21 protein-coding genes are annotated in these 20,852 nt (G+C 61.2%); 12 read left to right on the forward strand and 9 right to left on the reverse strand.

Features of this window, described 5'->3' with window-relative positions:
• Nucleotides 1–158: 158 nt before the first annotated feature.
• Together AD662_RS08825 and AD662_RS08830 are read right to left on the reverse strand one after the other, a co-directional pair.
• Nucleotides 159–1,640 (reverse strand): methyl-accepting chemotaxis protein, encoded by a 1,482-nt coding sequence (locus AD662_RS08825; RefSeq protein WP_053186698.1) that lies wholly within the window; start codon nt 1,638–1,640, stop codon nt 159–161.
• Nucleotides 1,641–1,884: 244 nt separating this feature from the next.
• Nucleotides 1,885–2,694 (reverse strand): TatD family hydrolase, encoded by an 810-nt coding sequence (locus AD662_RS08830; protein ID WP_018603038.1) that lies wholly within the window; start codon nt 2,692–2,694, stop codon nt 1,885–1,887.
• A gap of 235 nt (nt 2,695–2,929) precedes the next feature.
• Here AD662_RS08830 and AD662_RS08835 point away from each other — a divergent pair, with 235 nt between their 5' ends.
• The 3 genes from AD662_RS08835 to AD662_RS08845 all read left to right on the forward strand — a co-directional run bounded on the left by AD662_RS08835 (nt 2,930) and on the right by AD662_RS08845 (nt 6,420).
• Nucleotides 2,930–4,351 (forward strand): MltF family protein, encoded by a 1,422-nt coding sequence (locus tag AD662_RS08835; RefSeq protein ID WP_024616789.1) that lies wholly within the window; start codon nt 2,930–2,932, stop codon nt 4,349–4,351.
• A gap of 100 nt (nt 4,352–4,451) precedes the next feature.
• Nucleotides 4,452–4,886, forward strand: coding sequence for a DoxX family protein (locus AD662_RS08840; RefSeq protein WP_053186701.1), 435 nt, complete (start codon nt 4,452–4,454; stop codon nt 4,884–4,886).
• A 1,225-nt stretch (nt 4,887–6,111) separates the two neighbouring features.
• Nucleotides 6,112–6,420, forward strand: a complete 309-nt coding sequence (locus AD662_RS08845) for a hypothetical protein (RefSeq protein WP_024618163.1) — start codon at nt 6,112–6,114, stop codon at nt 6,418–6,420.
• Between the two features lie 8 nt (nt 6,421–6,428).
• On the opposite strand, the gene greB is transcribed toward AD662_RS08845, so the two are convergent.
• Genes greB through AD662_RS08860 form a run of 3 tightly spaced genes read right to left on the reverse strand, consistent with a single transcriptional unit; the run spans nt 6,429 to nt 10,148 of the window.
• Nucleotides 6,429–6,926, reverse strand: coding sequence for a transcription elongation factor GreB (gene greB, locus AD662_RS08850; protein ID WP_003199337.1), 498 nt, complete (start codon nt 6,924–6,926; stop codon nt 6,429–6,431).
• 34 nt (nt 6,927–6,960) lie between these two features.
• Complete coding sequence (locus AD662_RS08855) at nt 6,961–9,465, reverse strand: ABC transporter permease (RefSeq protein WP_053181596.1); 2,505 nt, start codon at nt 9,463–9,465, stop codon at nt 6,961–6,963.
• The gene (locus AD662_RS08860; protein ID WP_018603081.1) at nt 9,465–10,148 is read right to left on the reverse strand and encodes an ABC transporter ATP-binding protein; all 684 of its coding nucleotides are present in this window, start codon (nt 10,146–10,148) and stop codon (nt 9,465–9,467) included. Before AD662_RS08860 ends, AD662_RS08855 begins: the two co-directional genes overlap by 1 nt.
• 10 nt (nt 10,149–10,158) lie before the next feature.
• Between AD662_RS08860 and AD662_RS08865 the strand changes: the two genes are divergently transcribed.
• The 3 genes from AD662_RS08865 to AD662_RS08875 all read left to right on the forward strand — a co-directional run bounded on the left by AD662_RS08865 (nt 10,159) and on the right by AD662_RS08875 (nt 12,346).
• Nucleotides 10,159–10,764 (forward strand): arylesterase, encoded by a 606-nt coding sequence (locus AD662_RS08865; protein WP_018603083.1) that lies wholly within the window; start codon nt 10,159–10,161, stop codon nt 10,762–10,764.
• A 56-nt stretch (nt 10,765–10,820) separates the two neighbouring features.
• Nucleotides 10,821–11,114, forward strand: a complete 294-nt coding sequence (locus tag AD662_RS08870) for a hypothetical protein (protein WP_003199347.1) — start codon at nt 10,821–10,823, stop codon at nt 11,112–11,114.
• Between the two features lie 260 nt (nt 11,115–11,374).
• Complete coding sequence (locus AD662_RS08875; RefSeq protein WP_014337267.1) at nt 11,375–12,346, forward strand: L,D-transpeptidase family protein; 972 nt, start codon at nt 11,375–11,377, stop codon at nt 12,344–12,346.
• A gap of 124 nt (nt 12,347–12,470) precedes the next feature.
• On the opposite strand, the gene oprI is transcribed toward AD662_RS08875, so the two are convergent.
• On the reverse strand, nt 12,471–12,722 hold the full coding sequence (oprI, locus tag AD662_RS08880; RefSeq protein WP_003183784.1) for an outer membrane lipoprotei OprI: 252 nt from the start codon (nt 12,720–12,722) through the stop codon (nt 12,471–12,473).
• A gap of 632 nt (nt 12,723–13,354) precedes the next feature.
• Here oprI and AD662_RS08885 point away from each other — a divergent pair.
• A complete protein-coding gene (locus AD662_RS08885) occupies nt 13,355–13,636 on the forward strand; it encodes a GNAT family N-acetyltransferase (RefSeq protein WP_014337268.1) in 282 nt (93 codons plus the stop codon).
• 172 nt (nt 13,637–13,808) lie between these two features.
• Here AD662_RS08885 and AD662_RS08890 read toward each other — a convergent pair whose 3' ends face one another.
• Nucleotides 13,809–14,885 (reverse strand): 3-deoxy-7-phosphoheptulonate synthase, encoded by a 1,077-nt coding sequence (locus AD662_RS08890; protein WP_003199364.1) that lies wholly within the window; start codon nt 14,883–14,885, stop codon nt 13,809–13,811.
• Nucleotides 14,886–15,152: 267 nt separating this feature from the next.
• On the opposite strand from AD662_RS08890, the gene AD662_RS08895 reads away from it, so the two are divergent.
• From AD662_RS08895 to cysB, 4 genes are all read left to right on the forward strand, one after another.
• Complete coding sequence (locus AD662_RS08895) at nt 15,153–16,106, forward strand: putative 2-dehydropantoate 2-reductase (protein WP_018603107.1); 954 nt, start codon at nt 15,153–15,155, stop codon at nt 16,104–16,106.
• Nucleotides 16,107–16,126: 20 nt separating this feature from the next.
• Complete coding sequence (locus AD662_RS08900; RefSeq protein WP_003199368.1) at nt 16,127–17,032, forward strand: 5'-nucleotidase; 906 nt, start codon at nt 16,127–16,129, stop codon at nt 17,030–17,032.
• A 96-nt stretch (nt 17,033–17,128) separates the two neighbouring features.
• Nucleotides 17,129–17,629, forward strand: a complete 501-nt coding sequence (locus tag AD662_RS08905) for a universal stress protein (RefSeq protein WP_014337270.1) — start codon at nt 17,129–17,131, stop codon at nt 17,627–17,629.
• 110 nt (nt 17,630–17,739) lie between these two features.
• Nucleotides 17,740–18,714 (forward strand): HTH-type transcriptional regulator CysB, encoded by a 975-nt coding sequence (gene cysB / locus AD662_RS08910; RefSeq protein WP_018603112.1) that lies wholly within the window; start codon nt 17,740–17,742, stop codon nt 18,712–18,714.
• A 7-nt stretch (nt 18,715–18,721) separates the two neighbouring features.
• Here cysB and AD662_RS08915 read toward each other — a convergent pair whose 3' ends face one another.
• Both AD662_RS08915 and AD662_RS08920 read right to left on the reverse strand, forming a co-directional pair.
• A complete protein-coding gene (locus AD662_RS08915; protein ID WP_003199378.1) occupies nt 18,722–19,204 on the reverse strand; it encodes a GreA/GreB family elongation factor in 483 nt (160 codons plus the stop codon).
• 2 nt (nt 19,205–19,206) lie between these two features.
• A complete protein-coding gene (locus AD662_RS08920; RefSeq protein WP_014337272.1) occupies nt 19,207–19,593 on the reverse strand; it encodes a hypothetical protein in 387 nt (128 codons plus the stop codon).
• A 121-nt stretch (nt 19,594–19,714) separates the two neighbouring features.
• Here AD662_RS08920 and earP point away from each other — a divergent pair, with 121 nt between their 5' ends.
• Nucleotides 19,715–20,848: an elongation factor P maturation arginine rhamnosyltransferase EarP gene (gene earP / locus AD662_RS08925; protein WP_018603116.1), complete on the forward strand. Its 1,134-nt coding sequence runs from the start codon at nt 19,715–19,717 to the stop codon at nt 20,846–20,848.
• Nucleotides 20,849–20,852: the final 4 nt, after the last annotated feature.

A 20,852-nucleotide genomic window follows, 5' to 3' on the forward strand; every position in this document is an offset into this window, starting at 1 on the left:
TTTTGCTGTTGTGGCTAGGGACTTATCTGTGGGAGCAAGGCTTGCCCGCGATGGGCGCGATGCGGTCTTTGGTGAACCGAGGTGCCCCCATCGCGGGCAAGCCTTGCTCCCACAGAGAGAATCTCCTCACCACAGTGGGACTAGGGCAAGCCCGCGTTCTACAGTTTCAACTGCCCAATCGCCTTGCTCAACTCGCCCGCCAACGTCGCCAATTCGTGGCTGGTGGTGGCTGAGTCGACGGTCTGGCGCACGGTGTTCTCGGTCACGTCGCGAATGCTCACCACTGCCCGGTTCATTTCCTCGGCGACGTGGCTTTGCTGTTCGGCCGCGACAGCGATCTGGGTGTTGCTCTCGCGCATTTGCGCCACCGCTGCGGTGATCTGTGCCAACGCATCGCCGGCCTCGCGGGCCTGTTGCACGCAATCGTCGGCCTTGAGCGAGCTCTCCTGCATGAAGTCCACTGCGTCTCGAGTCCCGGCCTGCAGGGCCGAGACCATGGTGGTGATTTCATCGGTGGAGGTCTGTACCCGCTTGGCCAGGTTGCGCACCTCGTCGGCCACCACGGCAAAACCCCGGCCCATTTCTCCAGCCCGTGCTGCTTCGATCGCCGCGTTCAGGGCCAGCAGATTGGTTTGTTCGGCGATGCTGTGGATCACGCTGACCACCCCGTTGATCTTCTGGCTGTCTTCGGCCAGGCGCTGGATCATTTCGGCGGTCTGCTGCACACCCGAAGACAGCCCGGTGATCGACTGCTGTACCCGACCGACCACTTCCTGACCGTTGCCGGCCAGAGTATCGGCGGTTTTCGACAGGTCGCGGGTGGCGCCGGCATGCTGGGCGATGTGATAAACCGTGGCGGACATTTCGTTGATCGCCGTGGCCGCCTGATCGGTTTCGCTTTGCTGGCCGAGCATGCCGTGGCGCACATCGTTCATGCTCGACGCCAGGCGCGCCGCACCGCTGTCCAACTGCCGGGCGGTGCTGGCAACGGTGTCGACGACCCGTTGATAACCGGCCTGCATGGCGTTGAACGCCGCCGCCATCTGGCCCACTTCGTCCTTGCAGGCCAGGGGCACGCGGGCGGACAGGTCACCGGTTTTTTCCACGTGCAGCATCACGTCTTTGAGTGTGTTGAGCTGGCTGAGCAGAAAACGGATCAAGAGTTGCGAGGCGCCCAGCATCGCCAGCATCAACACGAACACGGCCGCGGCGTATTGGCTGAAGCGTTCACCGAACACTTGGCTCAGGCTCACACCTTGGGCCAGCACGGCGATTTGTTGGCCGTCACCTCGACGGATCACTTGGGCGCCCAGCAGCGGGTCGTCGCCAAACAGCAGCGCGGTGTCGAGTTTGACCCAACCGTTGGCCTGGGCCAGTGAAGGCAATGGTTGTTCGTTGAACACCGGGACTTGGTCGCGCTGGAATACCAGGAGGTCATCGGCCTTGGGCAGGGGTTGGCTGGCCGGCCAGGCAGCGAGCACGTGTGCCTGGGCCTGGGCATTCGCCTGGGTCGCGTGGTTGCGCGCCTGCTGTTCGAGGTGCACCGCGTAGAGCACCAGCAGCAACGTGGTGACAAAGGCGACCGCATTGACTGCCCAGAATTTGTATTTCAACGAGATATTGCTAAGCCAGGCACCCATGGAAGGTCTTCTCTGATAGCGGAAACAGCATTGGCAAGGTGCCATTATTCTGCCGCTACTCAGGTGACGGGATTTTGATGTGGGTCAACAGACAACACAGGAGCCGGGGATTTTGATATGGACTAGTAGACACCAGATCCCTTGTGGGAGCGGGCTTGCTCGCGAATGCGTTGGATCAGTTACTGCTGTATTTGCTGATCCACCGCATTCGCGAGCAAGCCCGCTCCCACAGAGGGATGTGGGTTCATTCGGAAATGGCGGGTAAACCAAAAAACGCCCGGGCGCAGGCGGTGCTGTGGGCTGCCAGGTCTTCCTGGGTTTCGCCCCGGTGCAACGCCACTTCGCGCAGGACCTCCGTCAGGTAGGCCGGTTCGTTGCGGCCATTCTTGGGTTTGGGCCGCAGCGTGCGAGGCAGCAGGTACGGCGCGTCGCTTTCGAGCATCAGCCGACCGCGGGGAATTTCGCGCACCAACGGGTGCAGGTGCGTGCCCCGGCGCTCGTCACAGATCCAGCCAGTGATGCCGATGTGCAGGTCCAGGTCGAGGTAGCTGAACAGTGCCTTTTTTTCACCGGTAAAGCAGTGCACCACGGCGGCCGGCAACTGATCGCGAAAATCCCGGAGGATGTCCAGCAAGCGCTGGTCGGCGTCGCGTTCATGCAGGAACACCGGCAGTTGCAACTGGACCGCCAAGGCGAGGTGTTCTTCCAGGACCTTTTCCTGCTGCGGTCGGGGAGAGAAGTCCCGGTTGAAATCCAGTCCGCATTCGCCCACCGCGCGCACGCGGCTGTGCATTAGCAGCTCCTTGAGGTGCCGGGCGCTGTCGGCGGTCCACTCGCTGGCGCTGTGGGGGTGAATGCCGGCGGTGGAAAACAGCCGCTCACCCGTGTCGTCGAGGTGTTGGCACAGTTCCAGAGCCTGTTCGCTGCCCTCGATACTGGTGCCGGTCAAGACCAGTTGGCAGACCCCGGATTCATAGGCGCGCTCGAGCACCGCTTGATGTTTGTCGGCGAAACTGGGATTGGTCAGGTTGACGCCGATATCGATGAGTTGCATGGTGCTACCTCGGCCCAAAGGCTGGAAAGCATATCAGAGCTGTAGATTTATAAGAAAAGCCAAGAACTACAACGAGTTGAGGCTGTCTGTTAAGGCCGCGAGACACATAGGGTTGGTATAAAAGCCATCACTGTGCCAGTCTTCCGCACTTTTTCAGCGCCCCAGGCGCTCTGTTTCTGTCGACTCAGCCTCGTTTTCAAGGGAGGCGGTCCGCAGTATTCCTTCCGGAGAGTGGATGACACGTCCCCAGGTATTGCTACTGTTGTGTTGTTCGCTGTTGTTGCCAATGCCGGCCGAAGCACGGCTGCCCGGGCCGGTGCAGGCGGTGGCGCCGGGCACGGTGCGCGACCTGGCGCAAATCCGCAGCAGCCGTGTGTTGAAGGTGTTGGTCAACCAGAGCCGCAACAGCTCCGGTGAAGTCCAGGGGCAACCCATTGGCGTCGAATACCATCGGCTGCGTGCTTTCGAGCAATACCTCAACGGCCACGCCCGGGATGGTCAGGAAATCACCCTCAAGATCATTCCCAAGGCCAAGGACCAACTGCTCGGCGCCCTGCAGCGCGGGGAGGGCGATCTTGTGGCGCCGGGTGAATTGCTCGAGCCCCAGGCCGGCCAGGCGGTCAGCGCCAGCAATCCGATCCGTACCGACGTGCCGTTGCTGCTGGTGGGTATCAAGGGCGAGAAGCGCTACACCCGCGTGGAACAACTTTCCGGCAAGACCCTGGCCCTGCCCAACGGCAGCGCAGCGGGCGACGCCGTGGGCCAGATCAACCAGAAGCTGGCGCTGCTCAAGCTGCCGCCGGTGAAGATCGAATGGGTCGATCCCACCCTGGCGGTGGAGGATGTCCTGGAAATGGTCCAGGGCGGGATTTTTCATTTGACCATCGTCGAGCAGCCCATCGCGGAGCGCTGGGGCAAGATCCTGCCCAAGCTGCGCTTCGACCGCCAGGTGCTGATCGGCGAGCCGGGTGACGAGTATTGGTTCGTTCGCCGTGACGCCGCCATGCTGCGGGCGAGCATCGACCGATTCCTGGTGACCTATAAGGTGCCCTCCAACCAGGACGCTGCATTCCTGCGTATCTACCGGCGTTTGTACCAGGTCCACTATCCGTTGGCCCAGGCCAATCGACAACGCCTGGAGAAACTGCGCCCGGTGCTGCAAAAACATGCCGATGCCCAAGGCATGGACTGGCTCAACCTGGCGGCCCTGGCCTTCAAGGAGTCCGCCCTGCAACCCAACGCCCGCAGCGGTGCAGGCCCCACCGGCCTGATGCAGATCACCCCGTCGGCGGCCCAGCGGGTCGGGGTCGGTAATATCCAGAACCTGGATGCCAATGTGCAGGCCGGCGCCAAGTACCTGGCCCTCATCCGCCGCAAGTTCTTTGCCAGCCCCAAGCTCAACGAGCGCGAGCGCATGGCCTTCGTCCTGGCCGCCTACAACATGGGCCCCGAGCGCGTCCAAGGCATGCGAGCCGAGGCCCGGCGGCGGGGGCTGAACCCGAACCAATGGTTCTTTCAGGTTGAGCGCATTGCCATGGAGCAGGTGGGAATGGGCGCCGTCAGCTACGTTAATAGTGTGAATAAGTACTACTTGGCGTTTGACCGTGAACGCGAGTCGCTGGAGCCTGGAGATCAAAAGGTTGCTCAGCGTAAATAATCGATTAATTCGATTGTTATCTCGCATTTTTTGCGCTTTTAGTACAAGTTTTTTTGATTAATATAGCGACCAACAACCACACACCTAGGGATGAACCCGCATGAGCTCGTTGATCAATAAAGTCTTGTTTACCCGCGCTGGCTACGGCCTGACGGTCCTGCGCATTGTCGTTGGTGTCATATTTGCCGCCCACGGCTCGCAGAAACTCTTCGGCCTGTTCGGTGGCTACGGCCTGGCAGGCACAGCGCAGTGGATGGAAAGCATCGGCCTGACCCCAGGCTACGTGATGGCGACACTGGCAGGTGGTACTGAGTTTTTCGCCGGGTTGGCGCTGATCATCGGCCTGCTGGCGCGTCCTGCGGCACTGGGCCTGGCCTTCCTGTCGCTGGTGGCGATTTTCTCCGTGCACATCGGTAACGGCTTGTTCATGGCCAACAACGGTTATGAGTTTGCCCTGGCGTTGCTGGCGGGCAGTATTGCCGTGCTGATCGAAGGGGCGGGCAAGCTGTCGGTCGATCGTGCCATCGCGGGCTGATTGCTCGATTTGAACCCGTCTTGTACGTGATGCTGTTCACTTCGGAAAAACGGCGCTTCTTTCAGAAATGGGAAGCGCCGTTTTTTTTTGGTTTTGTTGCTTTGGTGTGTATATCCGTTGCTGCGGTAACGGCGGCTTATGGTTCCGCTCTTACAGCGGGTCACTTTTGGAAGAGCCGGGAGCCGGACCAGCCAAAAGTAACCAAAAGCGCTTTGCCCCACCACTCGGCACCTCGCCTAGGCTCGGTGTGCCCTCACTCCGGCATTGCTCCGTGCGCCCGCCGCGAAGGGCCATCCATGGCCCAGCGCGGCTATCCCGGCATCCATGCCGGGATGCCCACTCCACAACGCCTGCGTTCGGCCAGCGTGGTTAACGGGGCGCCGAGATCAACGTCCACCGCGAGGCGGCCTTATAGCCGACCTGGTTCTTGGTGGGACCGTGTTTTTCCTGTGGGAGCGGGCTTGCTCGCGAAGGCGGTGTGTCAGTTTGCGGTGATGTTGGATGTGCCGGCCTCATCGCGAGCAAGCTCGCTCCCACAGGTTTTTGTATCGCGTGCAAATGTTGTGAACGCCCACAACCCCCTGTGGGAGCGAGCTTGCTCGCGATAGCGGTGGTGCAACCACATAGATACTGGACATGCACCGCTCTGGCTTTGCTTTGCTTTGCTTTGCTTTGCTTTTGATCTTGATCTGAACGCCCCGTTAAACCACGCTGGCCGAACGCAGGCATTGCGCAGTGGGCACCTCGGCATGGATGCCGAGGTAGCCGCGCTGGGCCATGGATGGCCCTTCGCGGCGGCCCACGGAGCAATGCCGGAGTGAGGGCATGCCGAGCCTAGGCGAGGTGCCGAGTGGTGGGGCAAAGCGCTTTTGGTTACTTTTGGCGCTCTTCCAAAAGTGACCCGCTGTAAGAGCGGAACCATAAGTAGCCGTTACCGCAGAAACGGATACACACACCAACCCACGCCTCTCGGAACAGATAATCAGAAAACAGCATTACCGTCTTCTACGGGCCTTTTTATGCGGAGTGATTCTTGACACTGGCCAGTCAGCTTCTCTAGGATGCCGCTCATGCGCCGATTTAAACAGCTACTTGCGGGGCGCCAGGTGACTCAATCCAGTCGCCGATAGAAGCCGGAAGACAAGGCTTCGAAATACCGCTAAAGCGCTGGTTCGGTGTTGCCTCTCACCTGCCATGCAGACTTTTGAGGCAGAGACACGACACGATGAACGCACCCAGCCCCCTAGTACGTCTTGCGCCGATCACGGCGAACCTTGTGCAACGCAACCCGAAAATTCTCCTGGGCGGCACTCACCAGCCAACGCTCTTGCGCTATCTCGACGGCTGGCCGCGTCGTAACCATGGGCCCGCTGCTTTCCTGATCCAGTTTGTCGAAGACGGCGAGTCACTGGCGCGGTTCGCCAATGACAGTTTCGACCTGGCCGTCATCCAGTCCCCCAGTGCGGCGGACGCTCCTGAAATGATCCGGCAGTTGACCCGTGTCGCCCGGCAGGGCTTGATCACGCGCCGCTGAGGCGAGGATTACGGATACGCGATGTCCACGATGTAGACCCGTTTCTCGCCGGTAGGCGTCTGGACGCTGACCTCGGCATCCAGGGCCTTGCCGATCAGGGCCCGGGCCAACGGTGAGTCGATACTGATCAGGTTCTGCTTCAGGTCCAGCTCGTCCGGGCCGACGATGCGATAGCGTGATTCCTTGCCATCCTCATCTTCGACCGTCACCCAGGCACCGAAGTACACCTTGTTCGGATCGCTGGGTTTTTCACTGACCACTTTGAGCGCTTCAAGGCGCTTGGTGAGGAAGCGCACGCGACTGTCGATTTCCCGCAGCATTTTCTTGCCGTAGGTGTATTCGGCATTTTCCGAACGGTCACCCTGGGCCGCCGCCTCGCTGACCGCCTGGGTCACCTGGGGACGGCGCACATGCCACAGCTCATGGAACTCGGCGCGCATCCGCGCTTCACCCTCGGGGGTGATCAGCGCGGTGCCGGCGGTGCGGGGTGGGCGATAACGGCTCATGGCAACTTCTTGTAATAGCGAAGCCGGGAGTCTATCAACCCTCGCGCAATACTGTCAGCGGGCTGGCGTTGAGCGCTCGACGGGTGCCAAATACCCCGGCCGCACCGATCAACAAGGCCCCCAGCAGCGGCAATGCCAACAGCCATGGATGCGGATGCCAGGGCAGGTCGAAGGCGTATCGGTAAAGCACCAGGCTCACCAGCTCCGAACCCAGGGCCGCGAGCAGGCCGCTGACCGCGCCCAGCAGGCCGAACTCGATGCGCCGGGCCTTGACCAGCAGAGGCCGTTCGGCGCCCAGTGCGCGCAACAGCGCGCCTTGGTGAATCCGCTCGTCGAGGGTCGCCTGCAGGCCGGAAAACAGCACCGCCATCCCCGCCGCCAGCACAAACAGCAACACGTACTCCACCGCCAGGGTCACCTGGGCCAGAATGCTGCGCAGTTGCTCGAGCAGGGCCTCGACTTGCAGGATCGTCACCGCCGGAAAGGCCCGGGACAGGTCGACGATCTGTTGGTCGTGGCCCGGCGCCAGGTAGAAACTGGTGAGATAGGTCGCCGGCAGATCCTTCAATGTGCCGGGCTGGAAGATCATGAAGAAGTTGGGCTGGAAATTGTCCCAGTTGATCTCCCGCAGGCTGGTGACCTTCGCTTCACGGTTGACCCCCCCCACGCTGAACACCAGACGGTCGCCCAGTTTGATATTGAGGTTCTCGGCCACTTTGCCTTCCACCGAAACCCCGGGGATATCGTCCGGTGGCTGCTGTGGCCACCAGGTCCCTGCGGTGACGATGTTGCCCGCCGGCAGGTCTTCGGCCCAGGTCAGGCTCAGGTCACGTTGCAGCGCCCGGTCACCGGCCGATTCCTTGGTGACGAACTCTGTGGCCGGCTCGCCATTGATGCTGATGAGACGCCCGGGTACCACGGGGTAGAGCGGGGCCGATTGCGCCGACAATGCCAGCAGCTTGTCGGTGAAGGCCTGCTTGTCGTTGGGCAGGATATTCAGGGCGAAATAGTTCGGGGCGTTTTTTGGCAACTGGTTTTGCCAGGTGTCCAGTAGTTCACCGCGCAACAGCGCGATCAGCGCCATGGACAGCAGGATCAGGCCGAACGCCAGGGCCTGGCCTGCCGCCGCCAAGGGATGGCGCAGCAATTGGCCGAGGCCCAGCCGCCAGGGCAAGGCGGCGCGGGCCAGCAGGCGACGCAGGCTCTGGAGCAGCAGCAACAACAAGCTGCCAAGCACCAGTGCGGCGACGACGCCACCACCGAGCAGGGCGAAGGTGAGGACCAGGTCCAGGCTCAGGCGCCACATGATCAGGCCCAAGGCACCCAACGCAGCACCGTAGATCACCCAGGAGCTGGAGGGGATCGGCAGCATGTCCCGGCGCAGTACGCGCAACGGTGGTACCCGGCCCAGCGCAGCCAGTGGCGGCAGGGCGAACCCTGCCAGCGCCACCAGCCCGGTGCCGATCCCGGCGATCGCCGGCAGCAGGCCACCCGGCGGAACGGTGGTGGGTAGCAGGTCATGCAGCAGGGCGAACAGGCCCAGTTGGGCGATCCAGCCGAGCAGGGCGCCACTGATGCTGGCGAGCAGGCCCAGCACCGTCAATTGCAGGCTGAACAGCACCATGGTTTCCCGGCGTGACAGGCCCAGGCAGCGTAGCAGCGCGCTGGCATCGAAACGTCGGGTGGCAAAGCGGTTGGCCGAGAGCGCGACGGCGACACCGGACAGCAACACCGCTACCAGGCTGGCCATGTTCAGGTAGCGTTCGGCCTTGCCCAGGGCCCCACCGATCTGCCGGTTGCCGTCGCGGGCATCCTGCAGGCGTTGGTTGGCTTCAAGGCCCGGCTTGACCAGGTCACGGTAGGTTTGCAGCGCCGGCGCCGGGCCACGCCACAGGTCTCGATAGCTGACACGGCTGCCCGGCTGGACCACGCCGGTGGCTTCCAGGTCCTTGAGGTTGATCAGCACCCGCGGGGTGAGGCTGTAGAAGTTGCCGGCGCGATCGGGCTCGTAAGTCAGTACGCGGCTCAGGCGCAAGGTCTGGTTGCCGACGTCGATGCTGTCGCCGATCTTCAGGTCCAGTGCCGTCAGCAGTCGTGCTTCGACCCAGGCCTCGCCAGGGTTCGGACGTCCGCCGATTTCTTCCGGGGCGAACGGGGTTGGGGTGCTTTTCAGTTCGCCGCGCAATGGGTAGCTGTCATCGGCTGCCTTGACGCTGGACAGCTGGATGCCGTTGTCGGTGGCCACGACACTGGAGAACTCCACGACCCGGGCGTGTTCCAGGCCCAGTTCGGTGCCGCTGCGGATCTGCTCCGGGCGGGCGGGGGAGCTGCCTTCGAGCAGCAGGTCGGCACCGAGGAACTCGGTGGCGCGCATCATCATCGCGCCGTTGAGGCGTGCGCCGAAGTAACCGATGGCGGTACTGGCCGCCACCGCCACCAGCAGGGCGAAGAACAACACCCGCAACTCACCGGCGCGGGCATCGCGAAGCAATTGACGGACAGCGAGACTGAACAGGCGCAACAGCGGCAAGCGTGCCATCAAGGCTCCAGAGGGGCGACCATCTCGCCGGCTTCAAGTCGGATCAGGCGCCGGCAGCGATGTGCCAGGCGTTCATCATGGGTCACCAGCACCAGGGTCGTGCCGCGTTCCTTGTTCAATTCGAACAGCAGGTCGCTGATGCGCTCGCCGGTGTGGCTGTCGAGGTTGCCGGTGGGTTCGTCGGCAAACAGCACGTCGGGCTCGGCGGCAAAGGCGCGGGCAATCGCCACCCGTTGCTGTTCGCCACCGGAGAGCTGGCGCGGCGAGTGGGTCAGGCGCTGGCCCAGGCCAACGCGCTGCAACAGTTGCGTGGCACGTTCGCGGGCATCCTTGCGCCCGTCCAGTTCCAGCGGCAGCATGACGTTTTCCAGTGCGTTGAGGCTGTCGAGCAACTGGAACGACTGGAAGACGAAACCGACATGCTCGGCGCGGATCCGCGCGCGCTGGTCTTCATCCAGTGCGCTGAGGGCCTGGCCGGCGAGCGTCACTTCGCCGCTGCTGGGCAGGTCGAGGCCGGCCAGCAGACCCAGGAGGGTGGATTTGCCGGAACCGGATGCGCCAACGATGGCCAGGCTGTCGCCTCTATTCAGTTCGAGGCTGAGTTCGTGCAGGATGGTCAGTTCACCTTCCGCGCTGGAGACCACTTTGCTAAGGTCCGTCGCGGTGAGAATGCTTGAGCCCATGGAGAGTCCGATGCGTGTGTGGTTTTTGAGTGCCGGCCTGGCCTTGATGTGCATGGCCCAGAACGCAGCGGCGGGTACAGTCCTGATCGTTGGCGATAGTATCAGCGCGGCTTTCGGCCTGGATACCCGGCAAGGGTGGGTGTCGTTGCTCGAACAACGGCTCAAGGCCGAGGGTTTTGACGATAAAGTGGTCAATGCGTCCATCAGTGGCGACACCAGCGCCGGAGGCCAGGCGCGGCTGCCGGCGCTGCTTGCAGCCCATAAGCCGGACCTGGTGATCCTGGAACTGGGTGGCAACGATGGCTTGCGCGGACAGCCGCCAACACAATTGCAACAAAACCTTGCAGCGATGATCGACAGCGCCCGCGCCAGCGGAGCCAAGGTGCTTTTGCTGGGCATGCAACTGCCGCCCAATTACGGGCGGCGCTACACCGAGGCCTTTACCCGGGTCTACAGCACCCTGGCCGAGGAGAAAAAAATCCCGTTGGTGCCGTTTTTCCTCAAGGACGTCGGTGGCATCCCGACCATGATGCAAGGCGACGGATTGCACCCGTCCGTCGCGGCCCAGGGTCAGTTGCTGGAAAATGTCTGGCCGACGCTGAAACCGCTGCTTTGACGCTTTTCTAAGGGCGGGCTTTCGGCTAATGTGGCGCCCCCGATTTGGAGCCCTCGATGCCGCGTCCCGCCTGGTCCCTGTTTGCCTACCAACTGATCGAGCCTGACGAGCAGCTGGATCTGTTCGCCTGCCAGGAAGTACGGGTGCACCTGGTGACCCGGCAGTTGGAACTCGGTGGCTCGGCCGACCGGACCCTCTGCGGCAGCCTGCTGCCGGCCCAGCCGCGCTGGTCGAGCGTCGATCGCAAGATTTTCCAGGATCATCGCCTGTGCTCGCTGTGCCGGGCGATCCTGGAGTCCCAGAAGCGCGGCACTTCGCCGATCTGGCCTGAGCTGCGGTTCGAGCTGTAATTCCTCAGATTTCCGACATGTCCCTTGTGGGAGCGAGCCTGCTCGCGATGGCGGCGGCACATTCAACATTAATGCAAGCAGACCCACCGCTATCGCGAGCAGGCTCGCTCCCACAGGGATTTGGTCGAACCGTCCATAGATGTGAACGCCTGAAACAATGCTGCACATCGGACGCCTTTGTACCGCTCTCCCCGAAATAACAGGTGGCAGTGTACAATCGCCGTTTTCATACCCTGTTCGATCTGCGAAGGATTTCCCGGATGTTGCCGCGCTTGCCTGCCGTCGCCCGCTGCCTGTCTCTTGCCGCCCTGTGTATGGCGGGCCCCGTTGCCGCCCTGGAGCTGCCTCTGCCACCGCCGGGTGAAGACATCATTGGCCAGGTGCAGGTCATCAAGGCCAAATACGAAGACACCTTCGCCGACCTGGGCACCACCTATGACCTGGGCTACAGCGAGATGGTCGCCGCCAACCCGGGGGTCGATCCCTGGTTGCCGGGCGCTGGCACCGAGATCGTGCTGCCAACTCGCTTCATCCTGCCACCGGGTCCGCGCGAGGGCATCGTGATCAACCTGGCCGAGTACCGTCTCTACTATTTCCCCAAAGGGCGGAACGTGGTCTACACCTTCCCGCTGGGGATTGGGCGTGAGGGCTGGGGATCGCCGATCGCCCACACCAGCATCATCGCCAAGACACCGAACCCGACCTGGACCCCGCCGGCATCGATCAAGGCCGAACACGCTGCCGACGGCGACCCGCTGCCAAATGTCGTGCCGGCCGGTCCCGATAACCCGCTGGGGCCGTTCAAGTTCACCCTGGGTACCCCGGGCTACCTGATCCATGGTTCGAACAAGAAGTTCGGCATCGGCATGCGGACCAGCCACGGCTGCTTCCGGATGTTCAACAACAACGTCCTGGAAATGGCCGGCATGGTGCCGGTAGGTACATCGGTGCGGATCATCAATGACCCCTACAAGCTGGGCTTGAGCGGTGGCAAGGTGTACCTGGAAGCGCATACGCCGCTGGACGACAAGGGCAACCCGTCGGTGGTGGACAAGCACACCGCAGTGATCAACGCGATGCTCAAGCGTGAAGACATCACCAGCAACCTGCGTATGAACTGGGACGTGGTGCGGGACGTGGTGGCGGCCGAAGATGGCCTGCCGGTGGAAATCGCTATTCCGAACACCTCGGCACCGATGGTCACGAGCGCGCCGATCGACTTGCAGCAGTAAAAAACTCGAAAACAACCCGCCGACGTTTCGCGATGTCGGCGGGTTTTTTATTGCCTGCTAAAACTCAAGCAATAAAAAAGCCGACCCAAAAATGGGTCGGCTCGATAACAATCCCGAAGGACTATTACTTGCGGCTAGCTTTTTCCAGCATGCGCAGAGCACGCTCGTTAGCTTCGTCAGCAGTCTGTTGTGCTTTTTGAGCAGCAGCCAGAGCTTCATCAGCTTTACGGTAAGCTTCGTCTGCACGAGCCTGGGAGCGAGCTGCTGCGTCTTCGGTAGCAGTCAGACGTGCTTCGGTTTCTTTCGATGCGCTGCTGCAACCGGTAGCCAGAACTGCGGCCAGGGCCAGAGCAGAGAATTTCAGAACGTTGTTCATCGGTTTCCCCTTCAAGGACTTTCTATTAGTGACTGTCTCCCCAGACTGAGGAGTTAGCCGGCGTACATACTACCCATTACTTGTAGTAAGTAAACTGACGTAGCGCAAGAAGCAAAAAAATTGTAGGCGGTGATTCTTTTTCGAGCAACTTTTCTTCGGATTGTTTAAAAAATATACAGGCCCAAGCCCATGGCTGGGGCGTGCTGGCGGAAAAAAGTTCCGCAGCGGGGCGAACTCTTGCAGCCCTCGCTAACGTCGTTGTTTATTGATTCACCTACACTTTTGTACATTTTTTGTGCAATGCCCCAGGCATCTTTATTGGTATTGGCGGTGACTTTAACTACGCGCGCTCGTCTCAAGACTCAACAACTGGCGATGTTCAGCTATTGCACCGTGACCGACTACAGCGCGACGATGGCGCTCAATCGATAAACCCGACCAGGTTACGCCTTCGATGACAGGCGTGCCTTGAGCATTTGCGTCATTGGTGCCTACTATTCACGACGTGCTCGGGTTTGAGCGGATCGGTTTTGGCGCTCGGTGACCAGGAAGGCACGGGGTGGCGTAGATGTTCCTTCGCCGGAAAAACATCGGTAAGGTAGGGGTCGCATTCAGACCCGCGAGGAGTAGTGATGAGCGAGGCGGTTTCCATCCACCATGACCAGGCTGGTCATCAGTTCGAGACCAATGTGGACGGTCATCGTGCCTATCTGACCTATATGGACCTGGGCAAGCAGACCTTGGACATCTATCGCACCTTCGTGCCCAACGCCTTGCGTGGCCGGGGCATCGCAGCCGCGTTGACCGAACGGGCGCTGCAGTACGCCGAAGAAATGGGCTACACGGTGATCCCGTCCTGCTCCTACGTGGAGCGCTACATGGAGCGTCACCAGCGGCACGCGGCGAAACTCTGAGAAAACGGATTCCCAAAAAAACGCCGGCTGAAGAGCCCGGCGTTTTTTTATGGCTTGAGGAAAGTAAAAGATCGCAGGCTTCGCCAGCTCCTACATCCCCGCTCCAAATATGTATAGGAGCTGCGTAGGAGCTGTGTAGGAGCTGTCGAGTGAAACGAGGCTGCGATCTTTTTCAGCCGCGCTGCCGCTTCGGCAATACATCCTTGAGCTTGGCATGCATGCTGCGCAGGGTGTTCTCGGTCGCGCTCCAGTCGATGCAGGCATCGGTGATGGAGACGCCGTACTGCAAGTCGGCGAGGTCTTTCGGGATCGCCTGGCAGCCCCAGTTCAAGTGGCTTTCGACCATCAGGCCGATAATCGACTGGTTGCCTTCCAGGATCTGGTTGGCCACGTTCTCCATCACCAGCGGTTGCAGTGCCGGGTCCTTGTTGGAGTTGGCGTGGCTGCAGTCGACCATGATGTTCGGCTTGATCTTGGCTTTGTTCAGCGCCTGTTCACACAGCGCGACGCTGACCGAATCGTAGTTCGGCTTGCCGTTGCCACCGCGCAGCACCACGTGACCGTAGGCGTTGCCCTTGGTGGTGACGATCGACACGCCACCTTCCTGGTTGATGCCCAGGAAGCGGTGTGGGCTGGAGACTGACTGCAAGGCGTTGATCGCCACGGTGAGACCACCGTCGGTGCCGTTCTTGAAGCCCACTGCCGACGATAGGCCGGAGGCCATTTCGCGGTGGGTCTGGGATTCGGTGGTGCGCGCGCCGATGGCCGACCAGCTGATCAGGTCCTGCAAGTATTGCGGCGAGATCGGGTCCAGGGCTTCGGTGGCCGTGGGCAGGCCCATTTCCGCCAGGTCCAGCAGCAATTGACGACCGATGTGCAGGCCGTCCTGGATCTTGAAGGAGTCGTCCAGGTACGGGTCGTTGATCAGGCCTTTCCAGCCGACGGTGGTCCGAGGCTTCTCGAAATACACCCGCATGACCAGGTACAAGGTGTCGGAGACTTCCGCAGCCAGCACCTTGAGGCGCTCGGCGTATTCGTGGGCGGCCTTGATGTCATGGATCGAGCAGGGCCCGATGACCACGAACAGGCGATGATCGGTGCCGTCCAGGATGTTGCGGATGACTTCCCGGCCCTTGGTCACGGTGCGCAGGGCAGCGTCGCTCAGGGGAATATCGCGCTTGAGCTGGTCAGGCGTGATGAGGGTCTCGTTGGAGGCGACGTTAAGGTCGTTGATCGGTAAATCAGCCATCGTGTTACTCGTCAGGTCACGGGTGCCGGCCGCCAGCGATCCCCGCGCGGCGGTGCACAGCGGATTTTAAGCGCGTCGGGGAGCCGAACCTTATCGCGTTACGAGGCTGCTCGACAATGGGCTGGGACGGGTTTAATGCCCTATAGGCTGGGGAAAAGGCCTTGGAGATGGCTCTGCAACAGATTCGTGAGCAGATGTAATGAAGATTGCATGCCATGCCGCTCGCGCTGATAGTGTGCAGGGACTTTTACCTGGAGAGTTGCAACGATGCAGGCAGGCGTGAAACCGCGGATCGGGATGATCGGCACCGGGGCGATCGGTGGGTTCTACGGCGTGATGCTGGCGCGTGCCGGTTTTGACGTGCACTTTTTACTGCGCAGCGAATTTGCTGCCGTGGCCGAAGCCGGTTTGCGGATCGACAGCGCGGTTCACGGTGCGCTGGCCCTCAACCCCGTCCAGGCGTATCGCTCGGCAGCCGACATGCCGCCCTGCGACTGGCTGCTGGTCGGCGCCAAGACCACCAGCAATGCCGAGCTTGCCCCGGCCATTACCCAGGCTGCCGCTGATGGTGCAAAAGTCCTGTTGCTGCAGAACGGCCTGGATGTCGAAGACGATCTTCGACCTTTGTTGCCCGACTCGTTGCACCTGTTGGGTGGCCTGTGCCTGATCTGCGTGCATCGCGTCGGCCCTGGTGTCGTCACCCACCAGGCCCTTGGTGCGGTCAACGTCGGCTATCACAGCGGTCCTTGCGCCGATCAGGCACAACGCATGGTGATCGTCGAAGAGGCGGCGACGTTGTTCCGCAGCGCCGGTATCGACGCCCAGGCCATGCCGGGCCTGCAACAGGCCCGCTGGCAGAAGCTGGTGTGGAATGTGCCATACAACGGTCTTTCGGTTCTGTTGGGCGCCAGTACCACGCCGTTGATGGCCAACGACCATAGCCGCGAATTGATCCAGGCACTGATGGGGGAGGTGGTCCGCGGTGCGCAAGCCTGCGGGCATCACATCGCGCCGGGTTATGCCGAGTATCTGTTCACGATGACCGAGAAGATGCCCGACTACTGGCCGAGCATGTACCACGATTATTCCCACAAGCGTGCGCTGGAACTGGACGCGATCTACGGTCGGCCATTGGCGGCAGCGAAAGCGGCAGGGTGTGAGCTGCCGAAAATCGAAGCCTTGTACCAGGCGTTGGCGTTCGTGGACCGATATCACCGCTGAGCGGGCGAAAGGGGAGCGGCATGGCAAACAATATCGACGACAAACTAGTGCTGGCGATTTCGTCGCGGGCGCTGTTCGACCTGCGGGAAAGCCACAAGGTGTACTTGTCGAGTGGCGTCGAAGCCTATCGGCAATACCAGATCGAGCATGAAGACGAAGTCCTGGCACCCGGTGATGCCTTCGCCCTCGTACAAAAGCTGCTGAACCTCAACGAGCACCTGGGGCGTGCCCGGGTCGAGGTAATTCTCGTTTCGCGCAACAGCGCCGACACCGGCCTTCGAGTGTTCAACTCGATTCATCATTATGGGCTGGCGATTTCCCGCGCTGCCTTCGTGGGCGGCCGCAGTCCTTACCCTTACCTCAAGGCATTCGGTTGCGATCTCTTTCTGTCCACCCACGCTGAAGACGTGCGCAGCGCCCTGGACGCCGGATTTGCCGCCGCGACCATCCTGTCGGGTGGTGCCAGTCGCGCGGCCAGCGAGGAACTGCGCATTGCCTTCGACGGCGACGCCGTGCTGTTTTCCGATGAATCGGAGCGCGTCTATCAGGCCGATGGGTTGGAAGCTTTCCAGGCCAGCGAACGACAGGCCGCCCGCGAGCCGCTGCGAGGCGGGCCGTTCAAGGGCTTCCTGGCGGCGCTCAATGCACTGCAGCGCGAGTTTCCCGAGGACGCCTGCCCCATTCGTACGGCGCTGGTGACGGCCCGTTCGGCACCGGCTCACGAGCGGGTTATCCGGACCTTGCGTGAGTGGGATATTCGCCTGGACGAGTCGCTGTTCCTGGGCGGCCTGACCAAATCGGCTTTCCTCGAAGCCTTCGCCGCCGATGTTTTTTTCGATGACCAGACCGGTCACTGCGAACTGGCTCGTGAGGTGGTTGCCACCGGGCACGTGCCCCACGGTATCAGTAATGAAATGAAGCCCTGACTGTCCTTGGTCCGGGACGTCAAGCCGCACGTCGCAGTCCCCGAGGCGCTGCTAAGCTGAATCAATCTCCGCCATTTTGGCACGCGAGGAGGTCACATGATTCGTTCGATGCTGTACGCCACAGACCTGGGCCTCTATGCCCCTTATGTGATGCAGCATGCCTTGGCGTTAGCACGGACGTTTGAAGCCGAGTTGTATGTGGTGCATGCGGTAGAACCGATGGGGTTGTTCGCCGAGTCGGTGTTGCAAAGCTATCTTGACGAGCAGGCGCTGAACGAATTCCACCGCCAGGGTCTGAATACGGTGATGGCCAATATCGAACAGCGGGTGCTCGACAGTTTTCGCGAGGAGTTGGGGGAAGGGCAGCAGGACTTGAAACTGATCAAGTCGGTCAGGGTGTACCAGGGCGATCCTTCCCAAGTCATCCTGGAGCAGGCTGCGAAACTCTCCGTCGACTTGCTGATCGTAGGCAGTCATTGCCAAGGGGCAAGCGGTGAAACCCCCTTGGGCCGAACCGCTGCACGGGTATTGCAGTTATCCCGGGTACCGGTCTACCTGGTACCGCTGGTACAGCGCCGACGCCAGGGAGAGGCCTGAGGCGAAATGATGGCTTTTTATAAAAAGTTCTAGATTTATTGTCGAAACCTTTCATATAGTTATATACCGTCGCTGATGCCCGTGGCGTCCAACTGCTTTGAGGGATACATATGAAGCTTCAACAACTGCGCTACATCTGGGAAGTGGCGCACCACGACCTCAACGTTTCCGCTACTGCCCAAAGCCTCTACACATCGCAACCCGGCATCAGCAAGCAGATCCGCCTGTTGGAAGATGAACTGGGCGTCGAAGTCTTCGCCCGCAGTGGCAAACACCTGACCCGCGTGACTCCGGCTGGCGAGCGCATCATCACTACGGCTGGCGAGATTCTGCGCAAGGTCGAAAGCATCAAGCAGATCGCCCAGGAATTCTCCAACGAGAAAAAAGGCACCCTGTCGATCGCCACCACCCACACCCAGGCCCGCTACGCGCTGCCGCCGGTGATCAGCAATTTCATCAAGCAATACCCCGACGTGGCGCTGCACATGCACCAGGGTTCGCCGATGCAGATCGCCGAGATGGCCGCCGATGGCACAGTGGATTTCGCCATCGCCACCGAGGCCCTGGAGTTGTTCGGGGACCTGGTGATGATGCCGTGCTATCGCTGGAACCGCTGCGTGGTCGTGCCCCAGGGCCATCCGTTGACCAAGCTGCCGAAGCTGACCCTCGAAGCCCTGGCCGAATACCCGATCGTGACCTACGTCTTCGGTTTCACCGGTCGTTCCAAGCTCGACGAAGCCTTCAGCCATCGTGGCCTGACGCCGAAAGTGGTGTTCACCGCCGCCGACGCCGACGTGATCAAGACTTACGTTCGCCTGGGCCTGGGCGTGGGCATCGTCGCGAAGATGGCCGTCGATACCAAGCTCGACGGTGACCTGGTGGTGCTGGATGCCAGCGAGTTGTTCGAATCCAGCGTGACCAAGATCGGCTTCCGTCGTGGCACGTTCCTGCGGGGTTTCATGTGCGATTTCATCGAGAAATTTGCACCGCACCTGACCCGGGAAGTCATGGCCAAGGCCATTCAGTGCCACAACAAGCAAGAACTCGAAGAGTTGTTCGACGGCGTCGAACTACCGGTGCACTAAGACCCTTCTAGATCGCCTCGGTGACAGCGAACTGTTGCCGGGCGCCCGCTACCACGATCTCTACTTCATCCCCTTCGAACTTGCCCAGAAGGCCGCGGCCCAGCGGTGAGCGAGGGGTGATGACGGTGATCGGCTGGCCCACCAGCGAGACCTTCAAGCCCGCCGCATCCGGCCCCAGGAAGAGCCATTGCTGGCGACCGTCCTCATCTTCCAGCCCGATCAAGGTGCCGACCTGAATACCGCGCTGTTCGTCGTAAGGCCTTAGCGTCAGGTTCTGGCAGAGGGTGAGGGCCTGGCGGATTTCTTCCACGCGCCTGGCTTGTCCGGCGGCGAGGTAGGACGCCTCGAGGCCCAGGGTGTCGTACTTGTTCTCGGCGATGTTTTCTTCGTGGGTCGCGGTTTCGTAGGCGGTCTGCGCGGCGCGTTCGGCGATGTCGAGATCAATCTTGAGCTTGTCGAGAATCAGCTGGTGGACGGTCTGTTTGTTCATGGTCATTCGCAGAATTGCAGGACGTTGGCGCGGCTTTTTTCACTGGGCGCATTCTGGTCCTGTTGCAGCCAGAACTGGCACTTGGGGTTGGACAGGTTGCGCGGATTGTTGCGGGCCTGATCGAGCGCTTGGCGCTGCTCGTTCCTCTGCAGGTTCTGCTGGTACTGCTCGAACATCGGTGTGGGCGGCTCTGGGGGTGGTTGCACCGCCGGTGGTTGCGCCAGTTGATGGACGGCGGCGGCCACGGGTGCCAGTTGTTCGTTGAACAGAAATCTGGACAGCAGCCAGCCCGTCAACACGATGGCGAGGAACCCCAGCCACAGGCCCAGGGCGATGCTGAAGGTCAATTGCAAAGCCGTGAGGCGCGAGGGTGTCGAGTGGTCGGGCATGGCTGCTTCCTGGCAGGGTCATGGGCAGGCGATGATTGTCGCATGAAGATTAATCGCCGTCGGCTCTTCTGCGTGATCGGTTTATTCGGGACAATCAGGCCTTTGCCACAGGGAGTCGGGAATGACCGTGCGTTGGGATATTTTTTGCACCGTCGTCGATAACTTTGGCGACATTGGTGTCACGTGGCGCCTGGCTCGGCAGTTGGTGGCCGAGCATCGATGCGCGGTGCGGCTATGGGTCGACGACCTGCGTGCCTTCGAACGACTGTGCCCGGAAATCGACATCACCCTGTCCGAGCAATGGCAGCAGGGCGTGCAAGTGCGTCACTGGCCCGGGGAGTGGGCGGCCACCGAAGCCGCCGACGTGGTGATCGCTGCGTTTGCCTGTCAGCTGCCGAGCGCCTACATGGATGTGATGGCCGCGCGCCAGACGACGCCCCTGTGGATGAACCTCGATTATTTGAGCGCCGAGGACTGGGTGATCGGTTGCCACGGCTTGCCGTCGGTGAAATACAAGCACGTGCAGAAATATTTCTTTTTCCCGGGCTTCCAGGAGGGAACCGGCGGCCTGCTGCGTGAGGCGGGTCTTCTGGAACGCCGTCGGCAATTTCAGCAGGACGCCGAAGCACAACGCGTTTTCCTGCAAGGATTGGGCGTCGAACGGGCGCCGCAGGCCTGCCTGATCTCGCTGTTTGCCTACGAGAACGCCGGGTTGGCGAGCTGGTTTGACGCAATGGCCGCCGATGCCCAGGCGTTTCATGTGTTGGTTCCCGAGGGGCGGGTGCTGGGTGATGTCGAGCGTTGGCTTGGGGTCGATGACCTGGCGGTCGGTGCGGTACATCGACGCGGCGCACTGACGGTGCAGGTGTTGCCGTTCATTCGCCAGGACCAGTACGACCAACTGCTATGGTGCTGCGATTTCAACGCCGTGCGTGGTGAAGACTCTTTCGTGCGCGCCCAATGGGCTGGCCGGCCGTTGCTTTGGCATATCTACCAGCAGGAAGAAGACGTCCACCTGGAAAAACTCGAGGCGTTTCTCAGGCTCTACAATCAGGGGCTTTCGCCGGCGGCGCAAAAAGCGACCAGCGGTCTTTGGCGGGCCTGGAATGCCGGCCAGGACATGACCGAACATTGGAAAGCCAGCCGTGAACAGCAGCAGGAGCTGGCCGAACATGCCCAGGCGTGGTGTCTGGAACAGGCCTCGCGAGCTGATCTTGCCGCAGCGCTGGTGAAGTTTTATGTAAATTGGATATGATACG

Source organism: Pseudomonas kilonensis, assembly GCF_001269885.1.
Taxonomy (GTDB): Bacteria; Pseudomonadota; Gammaproteobacteria; order Pseudomonadales; family Pseudomonadaceae; genus Aquipseudomonas; species Aquipseudomonas kilonensis.